This window comes from Corynebacterium sp. UMB0012 (assembly GCF_030216265.1).
Taxonomy (GTDB): domain Bacteria; phylum Actinomycetota; class Actinomycetes; order Mycobacteriales; family Mycobacteriaceae; genus Corynebacterium.
Genome location: NZ_JASOKQ010000001.1, coordinates 210,630 through 229,153, shown reverse-complemented (window position 1 = coordinate 229,153; position 18,524 = coordinate 210,630). Strand labels below are relative to the sequence as shown.

The following is an 18,524-nucleotide window of genomic DNA, read 5'->3' as shown; positions in this document are numbered from 1 at the left end:
CCTTATATCCGCCCGATTTACCCAGCCTGAGCAGCAAGATCGCTGTAACTCAGACACACTTTTTGCTACTTAACCCCATGATCGCGCCCCAGACTGTCGCTAGAAAAAGACATTGCCCCGGATATGAAAAATCCTCCAACCTTTAGGCTGGAGGTCTTTGTACCCCGTACGGGATTTGAACCCGTGTTACCGGCGTGAGAGGCCGGCGTCCTAGGCCGCTAGACGAACGGGGCATAGAACTAGTGAGCCTGCCGTTTAAAGCATTTTCACTGCTGGCCTACCAGGACTCGAACCTAGAATGGCGGTACCAGAAACCGCTGTGTTGCCAATTACACCATAGGCCATTTGCTAACTTGCGCTGGAAGCTTAACGCCTTCCGGCTTCGCTCCCTTGCTCGCTGCAACGTGTAATAACTATAATGATCAACGCGTAAACTGCCAAATCGCCAGCGCACAACGCATTTTTAGGCCATTAGGATGGTAAATAAAATGCGGCGAATGACAGCGCTGTAGTTCAGCTATCATTCGCCGCCTTACGGGAGACACTCCTCCTACTGTGCCGCCGGCACGTAGGGAGTAACTTCACGGGCCGCACGAAGGCGAGCCAGGGTAGACTCTTTACCCAGCAGCTCCATGGACTCAAAGAGCGGTGGGGAAACCTGGGCGCCGGAAATAGCTACGCGCAGTGCACCGTAGGCCTTACGGGGCTTCAGTTCAAGGTCTTCGATAAGCGCCTTGGATAGTGCCGCCTCAATATTCTCGGTCTTCCACTCCGCAATGCCCTCGAGGGTCTCAATACCCACCTCGAGCGGCTGAATGGCCTCTTCCTTGAGGTTCTTCTTCGCTGCCTTCTCATCGAGCTTTAGGTCGGCATCCGGGGTCACCAAAAAGCTCATGAGGCCATAGGCATCAGACAGAGTCTTGATGCGGGTTTGGACAAGGTCTGCGGCGAAGGCGAACTTCTCGCCGTCATAGTCGGCCGGGAAATCCGTGTATTCGGTTAAGTAGTTACGCAGACGGAAGGCAAACTCTTCTGGGTCTAGCTGGCGGATGTGGTCCGCATTGATAGCCTCGAGCTTCTTCTGGTCAAAGCGTGCGGGGTTACCCAGCACGTCGTGGACGTCAAAGTTTTCTACCAAGTCATCCATGCTGAAGATGTCCTGGTCCGCGGACAGCGACCAGCCCAGCAGGGACAGGTAATTGAGCATGCCCTCAGGGATAATGCCGTTATCGCGGTGATTAAAAAGGTTGGACTGCGGGTCGCGCTTAGACAGCTTCTTATTACCCTCGCCCATCACGAAGGGCAGGTGGCCAAACTCTGGGGTGAACTCGGCAACGCCAATCTTCTTCAGGGCGTCGTAAAGCGCGAGCTGACGCGGAGTAGAAGAAAGCAGGTCCTCACCACGCAACACGTGGGTGATACGCATCAGGGCGTCATCGACCGGGTTAACCAGGGTGTAGAGGGGCGCACCATTGGAACGAGCCACCACATAGTCTGGCTGGGTCTCAGACTTGAAGGTCATCTCGCCACGCACCAGGTCGGTCCAGGTCCAATCCTGCTCCGGCATGCGCAGGCGCCAGACCGGCTTGCGGCCCTCAGCCTCGAAAGCGTCGATCTGCTCCTGGGTGAGATCGCGGTCAAAGTTGTCATAGCCCAGCTTCGGATCACGGCCAGCCGCCTTGTGACGCTCCTCCACCTCTTCAGCGGTCGAGTATGCCGGGTAGACAAATCCGCCGTCGATAAGCTTGTCTAGGACCTCTTTGTAGATGTCCATGCGCTGGGACTGACGGTACGGCTCGTGCGGGCCGCCAACATTGATGCCTTCATCCCAGCCCAAGCCGAGCCAGGTCAGGGAATCAATGATGGCCTGGTAGGACTCCTCGGAGTCACGGGCGGCATCGGTGTCTTCAATGCGGAATACCAGCTTGCCGCCGGTATGGCGGGCGTAGGCCCAGTTGAACAACGCGGTGCGCACCATGCCTACGTGCGGCGTACCGGTTGGGGACGGACAGAATCTAACGCGTACTTCAGTCATGCCCACCATCGTAGTGGAGTCCGCAATTCCAGTCCGCACCAGCCCAAGCGCCCCTGAAACCTGCCCGGCGCGCAGCAATTGGCAGTCGATCCCTACACGCAAATTGGGGTAATTGGAAACAGGTTTCACTACAAAACCACAGGTCAATGAAACTGACTTCCATTACGGCTAACGGGTTATGGGAATCATTTTCTATAGTTTCTGGTGAACTTGTGAGAACTGTAGAAAGGCCTTCCCAACTGTGGCTTCCCCACGCACCCGTTTCCTTGCCACGCTGAGCACTTTGGCACTTATCACTCCCGCCACGGCTGTCGCAGGCCCCGATGATGGCAAGCACATCGCTACCAATACACACGTTGACTCCCCCAAGTCTTTCTGGGAGAACAACGATTTCGTCCTGAAGTCCGAGTTTGGCGGTCAAGAGCCCCCGATTGCAGACACTGTTGCCTGGGTGGGCAAGGGCTACAGCGCTACGAATAACAGCAACCAGTATCTCTATACGCTTCCGGCAAACGGGACCCAAGACTACATTGGGGCCCCTGGCACGACTTACTACACAGCGCCGCACCAAGTATCCGGTAATACTTCGCCCATTTGGCTGGGCTTTGGCGCAGATGCTTCCCTGCCCACTGACAAATTTCGGGATGACGTAGCCTTCCTTGACTTGCTCAGCGTCGATGGCCCCGGCGAGGTAGAGCTTTTTACCAATAAAGATGATGAGGACGGCACCCAGCTGCACCGCATGCTCGGTTCCTTCCCGGATTCGCCGCACTCTGCCTACATTGTTGCCGGCACACATACGCACAACTCCACTCTGTTTACCAAGCCCGGACGATACCGCCTGACCTACCGCACCAGTGCGCGCGGAAAGGATGGCCAGCTCATAGCCAATGAGCCACAGACCACCACCATCCAAGTTGGCGGGCAAAAGCCCAAAGAGGAAAAAACGCCGAGCCTCAGGGAGCGCTTCGCACAGTCCGCAGCTGGCGACGCCGCTGCTGCAGGCTACAGCCTGCGCATGGCCCCCAAGTCCAATCCCGAAAAAGACGGCGACGACAAGCTCACCACCATTTCCTTCGACGCCAAGAACAAGGCACAAGGCACCCTCACGCTGCTTATCGACGGCTACTTCCTCACCGACCTTCCCGTTAAGGACGGGCATGCTCAGTGGGACGAATATATGGGCCCCGACCCGTCCCAGGTACAGGCCGTCTTCACCCCAGAGGGCGATGCCCCACGCTGGATATCCCAGCCCCTTGACTTCCAACCCGGCAAATCCAGCCACACCGATTCTTCTACCGCCGCTGATACGTGGCAGGAAACCTCCCACCCGCGCCAGCTTGCCCCCACCGAGGAAACCGAGATAAAGGAGCTCGGCTACACCATCCGCATGCGCAAGCAGGGCAATGGTGGCACCAAGATCGTGGTGGATACTGACGATAAAAACTTCAACGGCCTTCTCACCGGCGGGCTCTATGACACTAAGGGGGCTAAATACCCCACCGTGGATCTGGAAACCCCTATTACTAACGGCCACGGCGAGGTCGCCTTTGATGAGGGCGAGTACTTCGAAGGCTATTTTGCCAAGGTAAACCTCCTCCCCCATTCCACAGTGAAGGCCGGACACGCTAGCAGCGTTATTACCGAGTCTTTTGCTTTTGGTAAAAACTATGAAGTCAGTGAGAAGTTCTCCACTTCCAATGAGGAACCGGAAGCTACCCCAGGCAAGGAAGACACTCCGTCTTCCGCGCCGCAGCCAGGCACCGAAGAACCGCAAGCCAGCAATGCACAATGCAGAGAGAAGTACCTACTAGATCGTGGTCATGTAGACATCAAGGCCCAGCCTGCCGAGGGAGGCTTTGCAACGGTTCTGCGCGATGACACGGCACAGGTGGACAAGAAATCTGTTGACCGCAAACTCGATGACGTGGTGCTCGGCGTACACGATAATGCACTCACCCCGCGCAATAAGAAGCTCGCGGGCAAAGAGTTCGACTTCCTAGGAAAGCCTGGTGAGCGCTTCTATCACTTGCCACAAACCCAGGATCAAAACATCATTTGGCCCGGCTATAACACCCAGGACCTGGATTATTCCTCAACCAAGGACAACGCCGTCAACCTCAACTTGAAGCCCACCTCCACTCCGGACGGTGCCGAGTGGGGCGCATTCATCGATGGCTCCCATGGCAAGGGCTTTTCGGTCCTCGCCAATTCTGCGGCTAAGGACTACACCATCGAAACCAACTTTCCGGCCCATACCCATACGCACTGGGCCTTTTCCAAGCCTGGCTTGTACACTTTTGAGGCTACCTATACGGCCACGGGCACGGACGGCAAGGAACTAAAGTCCGCGCCCCAAACCCTCACCTTTGCCGTAGGCGATAAGACATTGGATTCCTGTTCCTTCCGCGCGCCGGGCACGACCGGGAGCGGAAAGCCCAGCGAGAGTCCAACAGACAAGCCTTCTGCGGAGCCTTCTCAGGAGCCTTCCACGCAACCGTCCACCCCAGATACCCCGGACACACCAGCCCACCCCGGCCGGCCAGAAGAGCCTACAGGCTCCTCGTTTAGCCCGTGGAGTTTGGTCCTACCAGCGGTCCTCGTGGTGATTTTCAAGGCCTTTTATAACTTCTTCCGCGATAACGAGGACCTCATCCGCAAGCGCTTCGGCCTCAACTTCTAAGCCTCTTCTACCCCACTAACTAGACGGGAAACCTCAATGCATCATTCACCTTCTTTTGCCCCTCGGCGCATCCCGCCGCGGCGCCGATTCATTCACGTATTCGCTGCCGTCTTTGCGACAGCACTGGCCTTCTTCTCCCCCGCCGCGGCACTTGCCTTTGATGAGGTCTTCGACTCTGGCCACGTAGACGCCTTCTATGTCACGGCCCCAGATGGCCAGCTACACCTATCGATGAAGGAAGACATCACTGGATCGGGCGTTCCACGCTCCGGCGATGATGTGGTGCTCAAGGTTGTCGAGGATGCCTGGTCGGATGCCACCGAGGCCGTGCCAGAGATCGGCCAACCCACCTACTTCCTGCCGCAGACACAAGATCAGCGCATCATTTGGCCGGGCTGGGATACCCAGCCTGCACGCGATGGCGGCTTTGACAACGTTGACCTAGAATTCGCCGAAGTTTCCGGCCCGGGTTCGGTATACGTCTTTGAGACCAGCGGTTTCGGAGACATACAGGCGGTTACTGATTCCGGTGCAATGGAGCTGGCCAGCGGCGAGGTTATCAACCAACCCAATCCAGCCCACCGGCACGTCAACTGGGCCTTTAGCGAGGCCGGCACCTACACCATGACGGTGCGCGCCCATTCCAACGGCGAAACCAGCAATGCTGTGACCTACACCTGGGAAGTGGGCGACGGCGGCGATGCGTCCACAGCCGATCGATCGGCTGACACGGGCGAGGTAAGCAATGACCAAGAGGATACGAACGCCCAACGACCAGCAGACAAGGGCGGCGCTGCAGCTGCCGATAAGTCCGGCGCCTCCGGGAACGAAGAGTGCACCCCGGGCATGACTCCACAAATCAAGGACGATACGGTCTCCCCCTCCCAGTGGCGCGATGCTGATGGCGCTACCTTTTATCTCTCCGATAAATCCAGCGTCGATCTGCCTCAAGAGGTAGGTCCAGTGCCAGCTGGTCAGGCGTGGATGATTGGTTCTACCCAGGTCGATGGTGTGCCGTGGCTCGGCGCTAATACCCAAAGTCCGACCATGCGCGAGAATATCCCTGGAGATGTCACCTGGGAGTTAGCAGGCTTCAAGGGACCCGGCCCGATGATGGTCTACTCCCAGGGCGGCTTGGGAAAGATCGTGGGCGATGAGTGGTTCCGCGGCAATGCAGATGCGGCGGAAGGAACCTATTCGATTGCTCCCAATACGCACGTGCACCCCAACTGGGTCTTTGGTGCGCAGGGCACCTATGACGTCACCATCCGCCAGGTGGCCAAGACCGATGAGGGCAAGCAAGTTGCCGGTGAAGCGACACTTCACTTCGTGGTTGGCGGCGACAAGCCGGCTGAAGCCTTTGACAACGGGCACTTCGACCTGGGTGCTGCGGTAAATCCGGAGGGCGGCGACTGCGGGCATGGTGCTGCGGCAGGTGGGGCGTCGGCAAGCGCTGGTGGCTCTACCGCAAATACCGGATCAAACACTGGCCAGTCCGGGCAGGCACACAGCAAGGGCGGTTCTTTAGCCAATACGGGGACTCCTATTGTTCCCTTCGGCATCGGAGTGTTGGGCTTGGGCATGCTCTTCCTCGGCCTAGGCATTGCCCGTCTAGCTGTAGCTAAGGCAGCGGACTAATGGCGCGTGCGCTTTCTCATAGACGCAGGCTTCGGACCATAGGCGCGCTGCTGGGCTCCTGCCTGCTGGCCACTGGTTGTGCCCCTTCGGCTGCGTTGGATACCGGAAGCGGAGAAAAATTCGCCGTGGTGGCCACCACCCCGATCCTCGCGGATCTTGCGCGCAACGTCGCCGGAAAAGATGCCCGCGTGCAAAGCCTTATCCCCAGCGGAAAAGATCCGCATACTTTTGAGCCAACGCTGCGCACGGTGCGCGATATTGCCAATGCCAACCTGGCGCTAAGCAATGGCTACCTGCTAGAGCCGCAAGCTCTTATCGATACGCTGCACGAATCCACCGACGCCCCCGTGGTGGAGGTCGCCGACGCTGCCTCCGCCCGCGGTGCCACCCTGGTGCCGCTGGTCGAAGATGTCTCCTTGGATGCCATTTGGCTGGGCCTGCGCATCAGCGGCGCCGCGCCACACTCCTCCGGAGTGGACTTTCGCATGGTCTCCGCCGACGGGCCGGGCGACGTGGCGGCCTACGTGGTCTCCGCCTTCGGTACCCCGGAGGTCCTCTTTAACTCGGCCGATGGCGTCGATGGCAAGGAAGATGCAGTAACCCTTCCTGCCAACGCCCACACCCACGTCTCTTGGGGGTTTTCCCAGCCAGGGATCTACCACCTCGGGTTCCAAGCAGAGGGCACCGACGTCCAACACCTCACTGTGGCCGTGGGAGTAAACCCACCTAAAGGCATGCATGTGATAGATTCCGGACACCTGGATATTGCAGGTGACCTAGCCAAGCACCGCATTGACCTGCGTGATCAGGACAAGCGCTTCGACCCTGCCACCACCGTGGTGTCAATCCCCTCTTCGGTACTGCAGCCCATACCGCCGGATCCGGCCTACCGCTTCCTGGGCAGGCCGGGATCGGATACCTACCTATTGCCGCAGGCGGTGCTGGGAAAACACATCCACGGCGAGGTGGACCCGCACCTGTGGCACAACGTGGACAATGCCATCGCCTACGTCGATGTCATTGCGGAGGAGATGGCGCAAGCAGATCCCTCCCACGGTGCCGCCTACCGGCAGCGGGCAGCGGCCTATACCAAGCGCCTGCGGGACACGGATTCCTATGTGGACCGCGCAATTTCTTCTATCCCTGCTGAAAACCGGCACCTAGTGACCACGCACCATGGCTACGCCTACCTCGAGCAGGGCTATGACATTTCGGTGGCGGGTTTTGTTACGCCCAACCCGGCCATCGAGCCTTCCCCGCGGGAGGTTATAGCCTTGCGCCGCACGCTGGAGAACCTGCATCTGCCGGCCGTTTTTGTCGAGCCCGTACAACAGGCCAGCGCCGACACTCTTACCCAGGCCGCCGCAGAACAAGGCGTGGCGCTGTGCCCCATTTATGGCGACACACTGGACGGCACCGTCGGCTCCTATATCGACCTCATGAAGTTCAACGCTGATTCACTCCAGCGTTGCCTGAACCCCAATTCCACTGATGGAGAAAACAATGCTTAAATTCGCTACCCGTACCGCTATCCGCACCGCCGCCTGCGCCCTTACTGCCGGCCTTGCTTTTTCTACGAGCCCTGCCTGGGCCGGCGACCTCGCACAAGTCGTCGGCGCCGAGGAACAGATCGCCCCACAGGGCGAGGACAAGGTCATCGACACCGGCCACGTTGACGTTGGCGCTTTGCTCGACGGCACCGATTCCGAACTCATGGCCCGCGATGATGCCGGCGACAAGCCCGTCTGGCGCCACCTGGATGACCTTGTCTTTGCCGTGGGCGATAAGGCGCAGCAAACCCTACCGGAGACCGATGACTTTGGCTTTGTAGGCGCCGATTCCGGCGAAAAGGTCTGGGTGGTTCCCCAAACCGAGCAGGTCGGGGTTCCCTGGCTGGGTTGGAATACCCAAGCGCCCTCGCTTGTCGATGCCGCCGATCGCGGAGTCACCATGGAATTCCTCGGCCACTCCGGTCCTGGCGACTTCTCCCTTTTCCTGCAAAACGGCGGCTTTGAAGCACCACAGCTGTTGTGGTCTACCGCGCAAAAGAGCGACGAAGACTTCTGGGTGGACCTCAATACCCACACCCATGCCAATTGGACGTTTACAGAGCCAGGCACCCATCAGGTAGGTATCAGGGTCAAAGGCAAGACCAAAGATGGCGCCGATTTCAGCACCGATGGCGTGCTCACCTTTGCCGTGGGCGATGATGCCGACGTCCAAGCGGCCCAAGATACTACTTGGAATCCAGACGATGCCCAGACCACAGGCTCTTCCATCCCCACTTGGGTCTTTATCCTCGCCGGCGTGGGTGCCGTCGTACTCCTGCTGGCCCTTGGCCTAGTACTGCGCTCTTCCAAGCGGGGCGATAGCCGTGGCTAAACCGCTCATTTCCGTTGCCGACCTGGACGTATCGCTATCCCACCGGCGCGTAATCACAGGTGCGAACCTAGAGGTCCGATCGGGCGAATTCATTGGGCTCTTAGGCCCCAACGGCGCGGGCAAGACCACGCTTATGCGTGCCATCTTAGGGCTCATCCCCTCCTCCGGTACCCGAGAGATCGGGGGAATCGTGGGCTACGTTCCCCAGCGGCACGAGGTGGAATGGGGCTTTCCCATTAATGTGTACCGCACCGTGCTCAGCGGGCGCACCGGCATCATTGGCTGGCTCAAACGGCCGCGCGCCGCGGACCACGCCGCGGCGGCAGAAGCTCTTCGCTTGGTAAACATGGAAGATTTTTCCACCCGCCCCATCGAAGAGCTCTCTGGTGGTCAGCGCCAACGCGTCCTCATCGCCCGAGCGCTCGCCACGCAACCAGACGTGCTGCTGCTCGACGAGCCCTTCACCGGCCTCGACGCCCCCAATACCGAGTCACTACTCGAGCTATTTGAGGAGCTTTCCCAGCGCGGCAAGGCCATCCTCATGTCCACCCACAACCTGTCTGAAGCGGCGCACTCCTGCCACCGCTTGGTCCTCTTTAACGGCACCGTGGTAGCCGATGACTCCGCTCCGCGCCTTCTTCACCAGACCGCTCCGTGGACGCAAACCTTTGGCGTACGCGCCGGTTCTCCCCTGCTTTCTGCCATTGGAGTCTCCGCATGATAGAAATTTCCTTCCTCGATTTCCTCCGCGACCTAGCTAACCCCCACCTCGACTTTCTCGCCCGCGCGGTAGGTATTTCTGTGCTTGCGGCCATCGTCTGCGGCGTCGTCGGCTGCTACGTGGTGCTGCGCGGCATGGCCTTTATCGGCGACGCCGTCTCCCACGCGGTCTTTCCCGGCTTGGCCATAGCCTTCGCTTTGCAAGCCTCCGTGCTCGTCGGTGGCGCGGTGGCCGGTGCGGTTGTGGCGTTGCTCATCGCCGCCTTTTCGCAGCGCCGCCACGTACGGGCTGATTCCATCATCGGCATCTTCTTCGCCGCTGCCTTTGCCTTAGGCATGGTGATCATCTCGCGCACCGATGGCTATAGTGCTTCGCTGACCAGCTTTCTCTTCGGCTCGCTCACCGGCGTATCCCGCAGCGATATCATCGTCGCGGCCAGCGTGTGCGCACTGGTTATCGCCGTCGTCGTAGCTTTTGGCCCCCAGCTCAACGCCACCTGCTTGGACCGGGAAACCGCCCGCGCCATGGGGCTTCCCGTTGTTGTGCTCGACATCATGTTGTACCTGTGTGTCACCGCTGCCGTGGTCATTTCTGTGAGCACCATTGGCAATATCTTGGTCCTCGCGCTTCTCATCACCCCGGCCGCGACGGCACGCCTGCTTACCACGCATCTTGCGACCATGATGTGGCTTTCCGCCCTCATCGGCGCGCTGTCCAGCTTCCTCGGCATCTACCTGGCATGGGCCATTGATCTTCCGGCCGGCGCCACCATCGTGCTCACGCTCACCGTCATTTTCTTAAGCGTTTGGGCCATCCATCCACTCCTCGGCGCCCGCAAGCACGCCGGTGCCTCGCTTTCCGACGCCCCACGTCCCGACACCCCACGAAAGGAATCCGTTACCTCATGAAACCAGTCTGCCGCACCACGGTGGCCCTAGGCGCTGCCAGTCTCATCGGCCTCGGCTCACTTTCAGGGACGGGCGTAGCCGGCATAGCCCCCACCTCCGCCCACGCAGAAGAGTCCGCCACGGCCTGCTCCGCCAGCGACTTCGATCTCATTACCAAGGGCCACCAAGACATGGCGCTTAGCGGCGATTCCGGCGACCTCAGCTTCACCGTCAAAGACGATGACAAGGGAATCAAGCATGACTCTGAGACCTTTGCTATTGAGGTGTCCGATGGCTTGAAACAGCCGCTATCTGGGCTCGGCGATAGTTCCCTTCCTGAAGAAGGCTGGGTGCTGCCTCAAACCCAAGACCCCACCGCTCCCTGGCTGGGCTTTAACACCCAGGAGCTATCCCAAGACCTACTCGCTGCTGATGACACTGCGACCTTAAGCATGGCGATCGCACAGGGCCCAGAAGATGGGCGCATTGTGGCCTACCAGGCGGAGCTAGGCGAAGCCACGGTGCTCATGGACACTGAAGATGGATCCGCCTGGGATTACCCAGGCAATTCGCATTCCCACCCGGCATTTGCGTTTACCAAGCCCGGAACCTACGCGGTGAGCTTTACCTTTGAGCTTCCTGACGGCTCCCGCCACCACCTCCATGCCGGCTTCCTCGTAGGAAAGCAAGCTGAGGCGAAGGACCTGTGCGGCGTGGACTATTCCGAAGCGGACGCGGCCACTGGTTCTGACAACGGCGCGGATAGCCGCCCCAAGCAACTGGAAAAGGACATCAAAGATGTAGACAAATCCATCGCCGGGTTAGACAAGGAACTGGAGAAGACCCTGCAGGAAGGCCAAAAATTCCTTGACGGCGGCGCACCTGACGAAGCAGAAAAGGGCAAGCACTCAACACCCAAGAAGCCGGCGAATACTGAAAAGTCTAAAGCGCCACAAAAGTCCCACGCTCCGACATCAACCCAATCCACTGCCCCTGCGCAAAAGTCCAGTTCTGGTTCACAAACTACGACCCACCACTCGGCTAGCCGTGTCAACGAATCTGCCTCCACCGCAAAATCAGGCAAGAGCACGTCATCTGGCTCGCACCGCTCCGCTTCCACCAGCGGTTCTTCCCACTCGACTGCGAAGAAGTCCGCCAGTAGGAAGGACACAAAAACCTCGTCCCGTGCGAAAGCAAAGTCCGCCGACGCACCCCGTGCACAGCATGTTCCAGATGCAACCGACACAGAGAATACGGACAGCAAGAATGTGCTGACCGATGCCGCTGCCTATACCACTACCCTCGCACAAAGCAGCTTCTGGGCGGGGATCCTGGCCGGACTGGGCGCATTCGCCTTAGCGCTCGGCATCGGGCTATTGGTCTATGTCCAGTTCTTCCGCAAAAAGAAGACACCACACCAGCACCAGGCCAATGATGCCACGTCGAACATCCCGGGCGTCAATTAGCGCAGGCCTGGCTTAAGAAAACAAAATGCCCAGAGGATCTCTCCTCTGGGCTTTAGCGGTGGCTAAGAGCTCATGCTTCTATACCCGAGTCTTGGACGACAGGAAGTCCCAGACCACGTTCGGCGTATCTGGCTGCCAGAACCAGGTGTGGTCTTGCGGAACCTTAACCAGTTGCACATCCTTTTGGCAGCCGTTAAAGCTCAAGCGTTCTGAACCGCCAGCTTCCGGAGTGGACTGGAAGGTCATATCGCAGCGATTTCGCTTCAGATAGCCGCCGAGCACCGTACGCACAGGGAGGTATCCAGCCTCGTGTCGGTCACCGCCCTCATAAGTCATCATCTTGTCGTTAACGCCGTGCATGATGAGGGTATTCATCGGCGCATCGGCACAGTTGACCTCAACCGGGTTGTAGAAGGCACCTGAAACCATAGCTACGGCAGCAAAGGTGTCCTGTGCGTGGCAGCCAAGCACCGAGGTAAAGCCGCCTCCATTAGACATACCCATGGCGTATACGCGGTTTCGATCAACGTGGTAGTCCTTGTCTACCGAATCGAGAATGCGCTTGATAAAGCGGATATCCTCCCCATCGCGCGTCTTAGCATAAGGCGCCGCCTCCCAAGCTCGCTCAAATCCCTCTGGATAGACGATAATGGCCTCGTTATTGGCCTCAGTGGCCTGCATGCGTGCATAGCTGGAGTAGTTCTCCGGGGAATCTCCCCACCCACCAAAGCCGAAGAGAACGGGCGCCGCCTTTTCCGGCGAGTAGTGGTTTGGAATACGCAACAAGTACCTGCGAGTCTTACCCTCATGCTCCATCTCTAGGGACTGCATGGAACCCGGCTTAAACGGCGGGTTGGGATTGATGCTGGTATCAACCATTGCCGGCCGCGGCGCTGGCTCGGGAAGAGATGATCCCTCAGGAACTGGCGCTGCACTGTTATCGCTGCTGCCATTTTCTGCTGGCGCCGGGGTGGACTCCTTAACACCTTCTGGAACTAGGTGGGACCCATCGGGCTGCGGAGTAACGGGCATTGCGTTTTCGGGAGCAGGTACTGGAGCTGGGGCCGGTGCAGGAGCGGGGGTTGGCCCTTCTTGTGCATGGGCAGGCGCAGCACACACAAGCGCAGCGCTAGCCAGCGCAGCAGCGAGGATTAAGTAAAGGGAACGATAAAGAAACTTAGTAACATTAGCCACAAGGTTAAAATTAACCACATTATTCACTTGATTCACTGTTTACACGCCCAGTGCACACTCAATTCTGTAAGAAAAGCCCAAGGCATTAAGCTAGATCCCCATGCACGAAGACAGACCAAGCACCGCCCCCGATTTTTTGCTTTCGCGAGCAACGGGGTCTGTCCGTACCCAAGGTGCGCGCCACACTTTTAATGACACCGACGCGGCGATTTCTGCCCTGCGCAGCAAAGATGTTGACATGGTCGTCGGTGCGATTCCGTTCGACTCTGACACGCCCGCCGCGCTAACGGTGCCGGAGGCCATCATCCGCGAAGAGGGTCCGCTGGAACCGCACGCCTACTACCGCAATAAGAGTTTGAGCTCCCGCGTGGTTGGCTTCGATCCAGAGCCCGAGGAGCACCTGCGCCGAGTTGAAGCGGCCATCGGCACGATCGAAACCTCCAAACTGGAAAAGGTGGTTTTGGCCCGCGCCGTAGATATCGAATTCCCTGAGGCTATTGATCCGCGCCTCGTGGCGGCTCGCCTTATCGACCTTTCCGCCAACCGCGATGGCTTCATTGCCGATCTCTCCCCCGCTGGGCGGCCGGGCGCGATGCTGGTTGGTTCTTCTCCAGAAGTTTTGGTCAAGCGTCAGGGCTCGACCGTTTCTGCCTTCCCCTTGGCCGGATCGTCACCGCGCCGCAGCGCAGCGGCTGAGGACCACATCGCAGGTCAAGATCTCTTGCATTCCGCCAAGGATCTCCATGAGCATTCCTTCGTAGTGGAACACCTGCGCCGAGTGCTTAGCCCGCTATGCGAGCAGCTAGACATTCCGGACGCCCCGCAACTCATTAGCACCAATGAGATGTGGCACCTTGGCACGCCAATTTCCGGGACACTCAAGGATAAAGGCTTGACCGCTCTTGAGCTTGCCCTGGCGACACACCCCACACCGGCCATCTGTGGCACCCCTGCGGAGGCCGCCCAAGCCCTCATTGAGACTGCAGAAACGGACCGTGGATTCTACGCCGGAGCGGTCGGTTGGTGTGATAGCTCCGGCGACGGCGAGTACATGGTAGCCATTCGCTGCGCAGAAGTGGCCGGCGATGGACTATCGGCGCGTGCTTGGGCCGGCGGTGGCATTGTGGGCGATTCCGATGCCCACGCCGAGTTGGAAGAAACCACGGCCAAGCTGCGCACCATTTTGAAGGCGCTTAGCCTCTAAGCTGCACGCTTGGCGACGAGCACAACATCGCTTTGGTGGTGCGCCCCCGCGCCTTCAGTCAAGTGGCGTTCACGACGAGTTAGCTCGACCGTTTCCAGCTCACGCAGGTTTTCCGCGAGCCATTCCGGCATCGCTGCCTCTGCCGACTCCATATCGTGATGGACATAGAGCAGTGTTCCGCCTGGAGCCACCAATCGCTCTAGCTTTTCCACCTCTTCTGGCGTGGCGCGTACCCCGCCATAGTGGACGCTGACCAAGTCAAAGGGCTCATGGCTAAAGTCACTAAACGTTGCGACCTGCGCCGCGACACCGCGGGCCCTAGTGCGTGCGACGGCAGTCGGGGCGAAATCAATGCCCAACACATCCCAGCCGTGGTTCTTTAGCCAGAGCGCATCCGCGCCTTCTCCACACCCGATATCAAGGGCAGTACCAGGGGTCAGCTTCGCAGCATAATCAACAAGGGTCTCATTGGGATTGCCCGACCACACCCGTTCAGAACTCTGGTAGCGTTCCTCCATTTCCTCGGAGGTGGGTACGCAGGCGCGGTGTTCTTGGTGGCTCGGGTTATGCACGGTGGATGGTATTGCGCAGGGTGCCGAGGCCCGGGATCTCGATTTCGATGGTGTCACCTGGGACCATAGGAGCGGTGCCAGCCGGGGAGCCGGTGGTGATGACATCGCCGGGCAGCAAGGTATAGGCAGCGGAGATCTCCTCCAAAATGCCGCCCATCTTCACAATCATCTGGTCAGTATTGGAATCCTGCTTTTGCTCGCGAGAACCCTCGTGCGTCAGATAAGCATTAATCTTCTGATCGTCTAGATTCAAGCTGTCCAGATCGGTTTCGATCCACGGGCCGAGCGGGCAGAAGGTGTCAATACCCTTGGCCCGAGCCCATTGACCATCCTTAAACTGCAGGTCGCGGGAGGAAACGTCGTTACAGATGGTGTATCCCAGCACGTGGTCTTTCCAGTTCTCGGCCTTGATGTTTTTCGACGGCTTAGAAATGACCACGGCAAGCTCGCCTTCAAACTCGACGTTGGTGGCGTAGTCCGGAATCTTGATTGCAGCATCCGGGCCAATGACCGCGGTAGATGGCTTGATGAAGATGGTGGGAGGAAGGCTATCAGCAGACTTTTTGAAAACCTCGGCAACGTGGTCCGCATAGTTGCGTCCAAGCGCTACCACCTTGGTGGGAAGGGTCGGCGCCAAGAGGCGAACCTCGTTAAGCTTCCACTCGCGGCCGGTTGGCTCCGGTGGGGTGAAGGGCGTGCCGGCAATTTCCTTTGCTACGAGCTCTTCCATTGGGGCATCTTTTGGCCCATCGATAATGGCGAAACAGATTCCTTCGGGGTGTGCAATTCGTCCTAAACGCATAGCGGTAATCCTACTCAATAGCCACCTTCACATGTGTGCAAAGGATACGGTGTTAATTAGTTAATTTGAGTAAATTTCCTTTGCCCTTTACTCACCGTTACTAACCCCGGTGCCGACTACGCCAGGAAACGCTGGGCACCTGGGGCGTCGGCAAGCGCCCAGCGCAAGAAGCCCGCTCTATTCGACGAGAAGCTGGGCGATTCGGTCACCGACTTCGACGGTCTTTACCGGCCCGTCGCCGCGGTGCGCAACATCGTGTGCCACAGCATCCTCAATCCGCTGGGCGTTGGGCTCATCTCCCACGTGGCGAAGCAGCATGGCGGCGGACAAGATTGCCGCCGTTGGGTCCGCAATCCCCTTACCCGCAATATCCGGCGCAGAACCATGCACCGGCTCAAACATCGAGGGATTCGCACCTGAGGCATCGATGTTTCCGGAGGCGGCAAGGCCAATACCGCCAGTTACCGCGCCCGCCAAATCGGTGAGAATGTCTCCAAAAAGGTTATCGGTGACAATGACGTCATAGCGCGCCGGATCGGTCACCATATAAATGGTCGCTGCATCAATATGCTGGTAATCTACACGAACCTCTGGAAACTCGGCGGCGACTTCATCAACAGTGCGTTGCCACAACCCACCAGCATTGACCAAGACATTAGTCTTGTGCACCAAGGTTAGAAGCTTGCGGCGCTGCGCTGCCCGCGCAAACGCATCGCGCACCACACGCTCCACACCGAAACGAGTATTTTGCGATACCTCGCTGGCCACCTCGTGCTCAGTTCCCTCTCGCAAGGTACCGCCGTTTCCGCAGTACAACCCCTCGGTACCTTCGCGCACCACAACGAAATCGATATCGCCCGGTTCAGCGAGCGGCGAGGAAGCGGTGGGATAAAGCCTGGACGGGCGCAGGTTCACGTGATGATCCAGCGCAAACCGCATCTTAAGCAACAGTCCTCGCTCCAGCACGCCTGGTGGCACCTCACCTGGGGCGCCGATCGCCCCCAACAGGATCGCATCGTGTTCGCGCAGACTCTTCAAGTCAGCGTCCGTGAGAAGCTCCCCATTGCGCAGATAACGGCGCGCGCCGAGATCATAATCAGTGGTCTCGATATCGGAGCGAACGGCTCGCAGCACCTTGAGCGCCTCGGCCGTCACTTCTGGCCCAATTCCGTCGCCGCCAATCACCGCAAGTTTCATTATGTAGGATTCCTTTCTCACAGAGTGGATATGGACTTACCCTACCAAAAGAAACCCGCGCGGCGCAGGAAATTACCTAACACCACGCGGGTTGAGACTCTGTTGCAGTCCGCAGCCTTATGCTTCCATGTCCAGCTGTTCGCATTCAGCTCCCAAGGCCGCATTAATGTCAGCGATGAGATGCTCTGGCACCTCGGCCTCCACGCGCAGAATCAGCACAGCATCAGATTCCTGTTTACCGTGCGTAAGAGCGGCTGCCACGATGTTGATTCCCGCAGCACCCAACTTGGTTCCTACCGTCCCCAATGCACCTGGGGCGTCCGCGTAGCGGAAGAAAAGGTTGCGGCCGGTAGCACGCATATCTACGCCGCGGCCGTTGATGCGAATAAACTTTTCGGTTCCATCGATGCCGATAAGTGCGCCGGTGAGCGAGGAGCTCTCGCCATCGGCACCGATAACCTTTACCTGCAGGGAAGAGCGGTGCCCCTTGGACTCCGTATTAGTAGTTACTTCCACCTCTACCCCGCGACTATTTGCGATCTGCATTGCATTGACAAAGGTCACCGGCTCCGAAGTAACGCCGCTAAACAGGCCTCGGACAGCAGAAAGTCCTAGCACTTCTACGTCTTCGGTAGACAACTCGCCGCAGGCCTCCACTTCAACGGCAACGGGGGCCTGACCCAAAAGGCGGCCAGCAGTAAGTCCTAGCTTGCGGGCGAGGTCCAACCAACCAGCAACCTCTTCTCCCACTGTCCCGCCAGAGACGTTGACAGCATCCGGCACAAACTCTCCTTCGAGAGCCTTCAAGACCGACTCCGCTACATCTGTTCCCGCGCGGTCCTGGGCCTCTACAGTGGATGCGCCTAGGTGCGGGGACACGGTGACTTGCGGCAGCTTAAAGAGCGGAGAATCAGTGCACGGTTCCGTGGAATAAACGTCAAAGCCCGCACCTCGATGATGTCCCGACTCGATAGACTCAGCCAGGGCCGCCTCGTCTACCAAACCGCCTCGCGCTGCGTTAATGAGAATCTGTCCTCGCTTCGCCTTGGCCAAAAGTTCTCTATCAAACATTCCTGCAGTCTCGGGAGTCTTTGGCAGGTGAATGGTCACGAAATCGGAACGCGACATCAGTTCTTCCAGCTCAACCAATTCCACGCCCAGCGCCGCCGCGCGAGCCGGGTTGGCATAGGGATCGTGCGCGACAATGGTCGTCTCAAAGGACTTCAGACGCTGGGCAAAGAGCTGGCCAATGTGTCCGAAGCCGACAATGCCGATGGTCTTTCCGTAGACCTCTACGCCCTTGAAAGAAGAGCGCTTCCACTCCCCTTCGCGCAGGGACTGGTCGGCCGCTGGTATCTGGCGCGCCGTCGCTAAGAGCAGGGCAATTGCCTGTTCACACGCAGAGTGAATATTCGATGTTGGCGCATTGACCACCATGACGCCCTTGTCTGTGGCCGTCGGAATATCGACATTGTCCAGTCCCACCCCGGCACGGCCCACAATCTTGAGCTTTGTGGCCGCTTCCAATACCTCTGCATCAACGGTTGTGGCAGAGCGCACCAGCAAAGCCTCTGCTTCCGGAACCGCGGCGAGGAGCTCCGCACGGTTTGGTCCATCTACCCAACGAACCTCAACGGAATCCCCCAAGGCCGCAACTGTAGATTGAGCTAATTTATCGGCAATGAGAACTACCGGCTTCGACATATCTTCCTTCGCTTAAGTGAAATGCGGTGCACGCGGGAT

14 protein-coding genes and 2 tRNA genes are annotated in these 18,524 nt (G+C 58.7%); 8 read left to right on the top strand and 8 right to left on the bottom strand.

Going from position 1 to position 18,524, the window contains the following annotated elements; translation table 11 throughout:
• Positions 1-160: 160 nt before the first annotated feature.
• The 3 genes from QP324_RS01080 to gltX all read right to left on the bottom strand — a co-directional run bounded on the left by QP324_RS01080 (position 161) and on the right by gltX (position 2,044).
• Positions 161-233, bottom strand: a tRNA-Glu gene (locus tag QP324_RS01080).
• 39 nt (positions 234-272) lie between these two features.
• Positions 273-344 (bottom strand) — tRNA-Gln (locus QP324_RS01075).
• 206 nt (positions 345-550) lie between these two features.
• Positions 551-2,044 (bottom strand): glutamate--tRNA ligase, encoded by a 1,494-nt coding sequence (gltX, locus tag QP324_RS01070; protein WP_284814007.1) that lies wholly within the window; start codon positions 2,042-2,044, stop codon positions 551-553.
• Positions 2,045-2,276: 232 nt separating this feature from the next.
• On the opposite strand from gltX, the gene QP324_RS01065 reads away from it, so the two are divergent.
• Genes QP324_RS01065 through QP324_RS01035 form a run of 7 tightly spaced genes read left to right on the top strand, consistent with a single transcriptional unit; the run spans position 2,277 to position 11,812 of the window.
• On the top strand, positions 2,277-4,718 hold the full coding sequence (locus QP324_RS01065; protein WP_284814001.1) for a choice-of-anchor M domain-containing protein: 2,442 nt from the start codon (positions 2,277-2,279) through the stop codon (positions 4,716-4,718).
• Between the two features lie 36 nt (positions 4,719-4,754).
• Entirely contained in the window at positions 4,755-6,356 is a 1,602-nt protein-coding gene (locus QP324_RS01060) for a choice-of-anchor M domain-containing protein (protein WP_284814000.1), read from the top strand.
• The gene (locus tag QP324_RS01055; RefSeq protein ID WP_284813998.1) at positions 6,356-7,867 is read left to right on the top strand and encodes an anchored repeat ABC transporter, substrate-binding protein; all 1,512 of its coding nucleotides are present in this window, start codon (positions 6,356-6,358) and stop codon (positions 7,865-7,867) included. Before QP324_RS01060 ends, QP324_RS01055 begins: the two co-directional genes overlap by 1 nt.
• Positions 7,860-8,738, top strand: a complete 879-nt coding sequence (locus QP324_RS01050) for a choice-of-anchor M domain-containing protein (RefSeq protein ID WP_239278020.1) — start codon at positions 7,860-7,862, stop codon at positions 8,736-8,738. The genes QP324_RS01055 and QP324_RS01050 overlap by 8 nt, the downstream gene beginning before the upstream one ends.
• Entirely contained in the window at positions 8,731-9,459 is a 729-nt protein-coding gene (locus tag QP324_RS01045) for an anchored repeat-type ABC transporter ATP-binding subunit (protein WP_239278018.1), read from the top strand. Before QP324_RS01050 ends, QP324_RS01045 begins: the two co-directional genes overlap by 8 nt.
• Positions 9,456-10,367 (top strand): anchored repeat-type ABC transporter permease subunit, encoded by a 912-nt coding sequence (locus QP324_RS01040; protein WP_284767409.1) that lies wholly within the window; start codon positions 9,456-9,458, stop codon positions 10,365-10,367. The genes QP324_RS01045 and QP324_RS01040 overlap by 4 nt, the downstream gene beginning before the upstream one ends.
• A complete protein-coding gene (locus tag QP324_RS01035; protein ID WP_284813995.1) occupies positions 10,364-11,812 on the top strand; it encodes a choice-of-anchor M domain-containing protein in 1,449 nt (482 codons plus the stop codon). Before QP324_RS01040 ends, QP324_RS01035 begins: the two co-directional genes overlap by 4 nt.
• A gap of 78 nt (positions 11,813-11,890) precedes the next feature.
• On the opposite strand, the gene QP324_RS01030 is transcribed toward QP324_RS01035, so the two are convergent.
• The gene (locus QP324_RS01030) at positions 11,891-13,006 is read right to left on the bottom strand and encodes a PHB depolymerase family esterase (protein ID WP_284813993.1); all 1,116 of its coding nucleotides are present in this window, start codon (positions 13,004-13,006) and stop codon (positions 11,891-11,893) included.
• Between the two features lie 100 nt (positions 13,007-13,106).
• Between QP324_RS01030 and QP324_RS01025 the strand changes: the two genes are divergently transcribed.
• On the top strand, positions 13,107-14,210 hold the full coding sequence (locus tag QP324_RS01025; protein WP_284813991.1) for an isochorismate synthase MenF: 1,104 nt from the start codon (positions 13,107-13,109) through the stop codon (positions 14,208-14,210).
• Here QP324_RS01025 and QP324_RS01020 read toward each other — a convergent pair.
• From QP324_RS01020 to serA, 4 genes are all read right to left on the bottom strand, one after another.
• Entirely contained in the window at positions 14,207-14,782 is a 576-nt protein-coding gene (locus QP324_RS01020) for a bifunctional 2-polyprenyl-6-hydroxyphenol methylase/3-demethylubiquinol 3-O-methyltransferase UbiG (protein ID WP_284813989.1), read from the bottom strand. The two genes, QP324_RS01025 and QP324_RS01020, sit on opposite strands and share 4 nt — an antisense overlap.
• Positions 14,775-15,584, bottom strand: a complete 810-nt coding sequence (locus tag QP324_RS01015; RefSeq protein ID WP_005327736.1) for a fumarylacetoacetate hydrolase family protein — start codon at positions 15,582-15,584, stop codon at positions 14,775-14,777. Before QP324_RS01015 ends, QP324_RS01020 begins: the two co-directional genes overlap by 8 nt.
• Positions 15,585-15,761: 177 nt before the next feature.
• Positions 15,762-16,781, bottom strand: coding sequence for a 3-isopropylmalate dehydrogenase (locus tag QP324_RS01010; protein ID WP_284813987.1), 1,020 nt, complete (start codon positions 16,779-16,781; stop codon positions 15,762-15,764).
• Positions 16,782-16,898: 117 nt separating this feature from the next.
• Positions 16,899-18,485, bottom strand: coding sequence for a phosphoglycerate dehydrogenase (gene serA, locus QP324_RS01005; protein ID WP_225747048.1), 1,587 nt, complete (start codon positions 18,483-18,485; stop codon positions 16,899-16,901).
• Between the last annotated feature and the right edge of the window lie 39 nt (positions 18,486-18,524).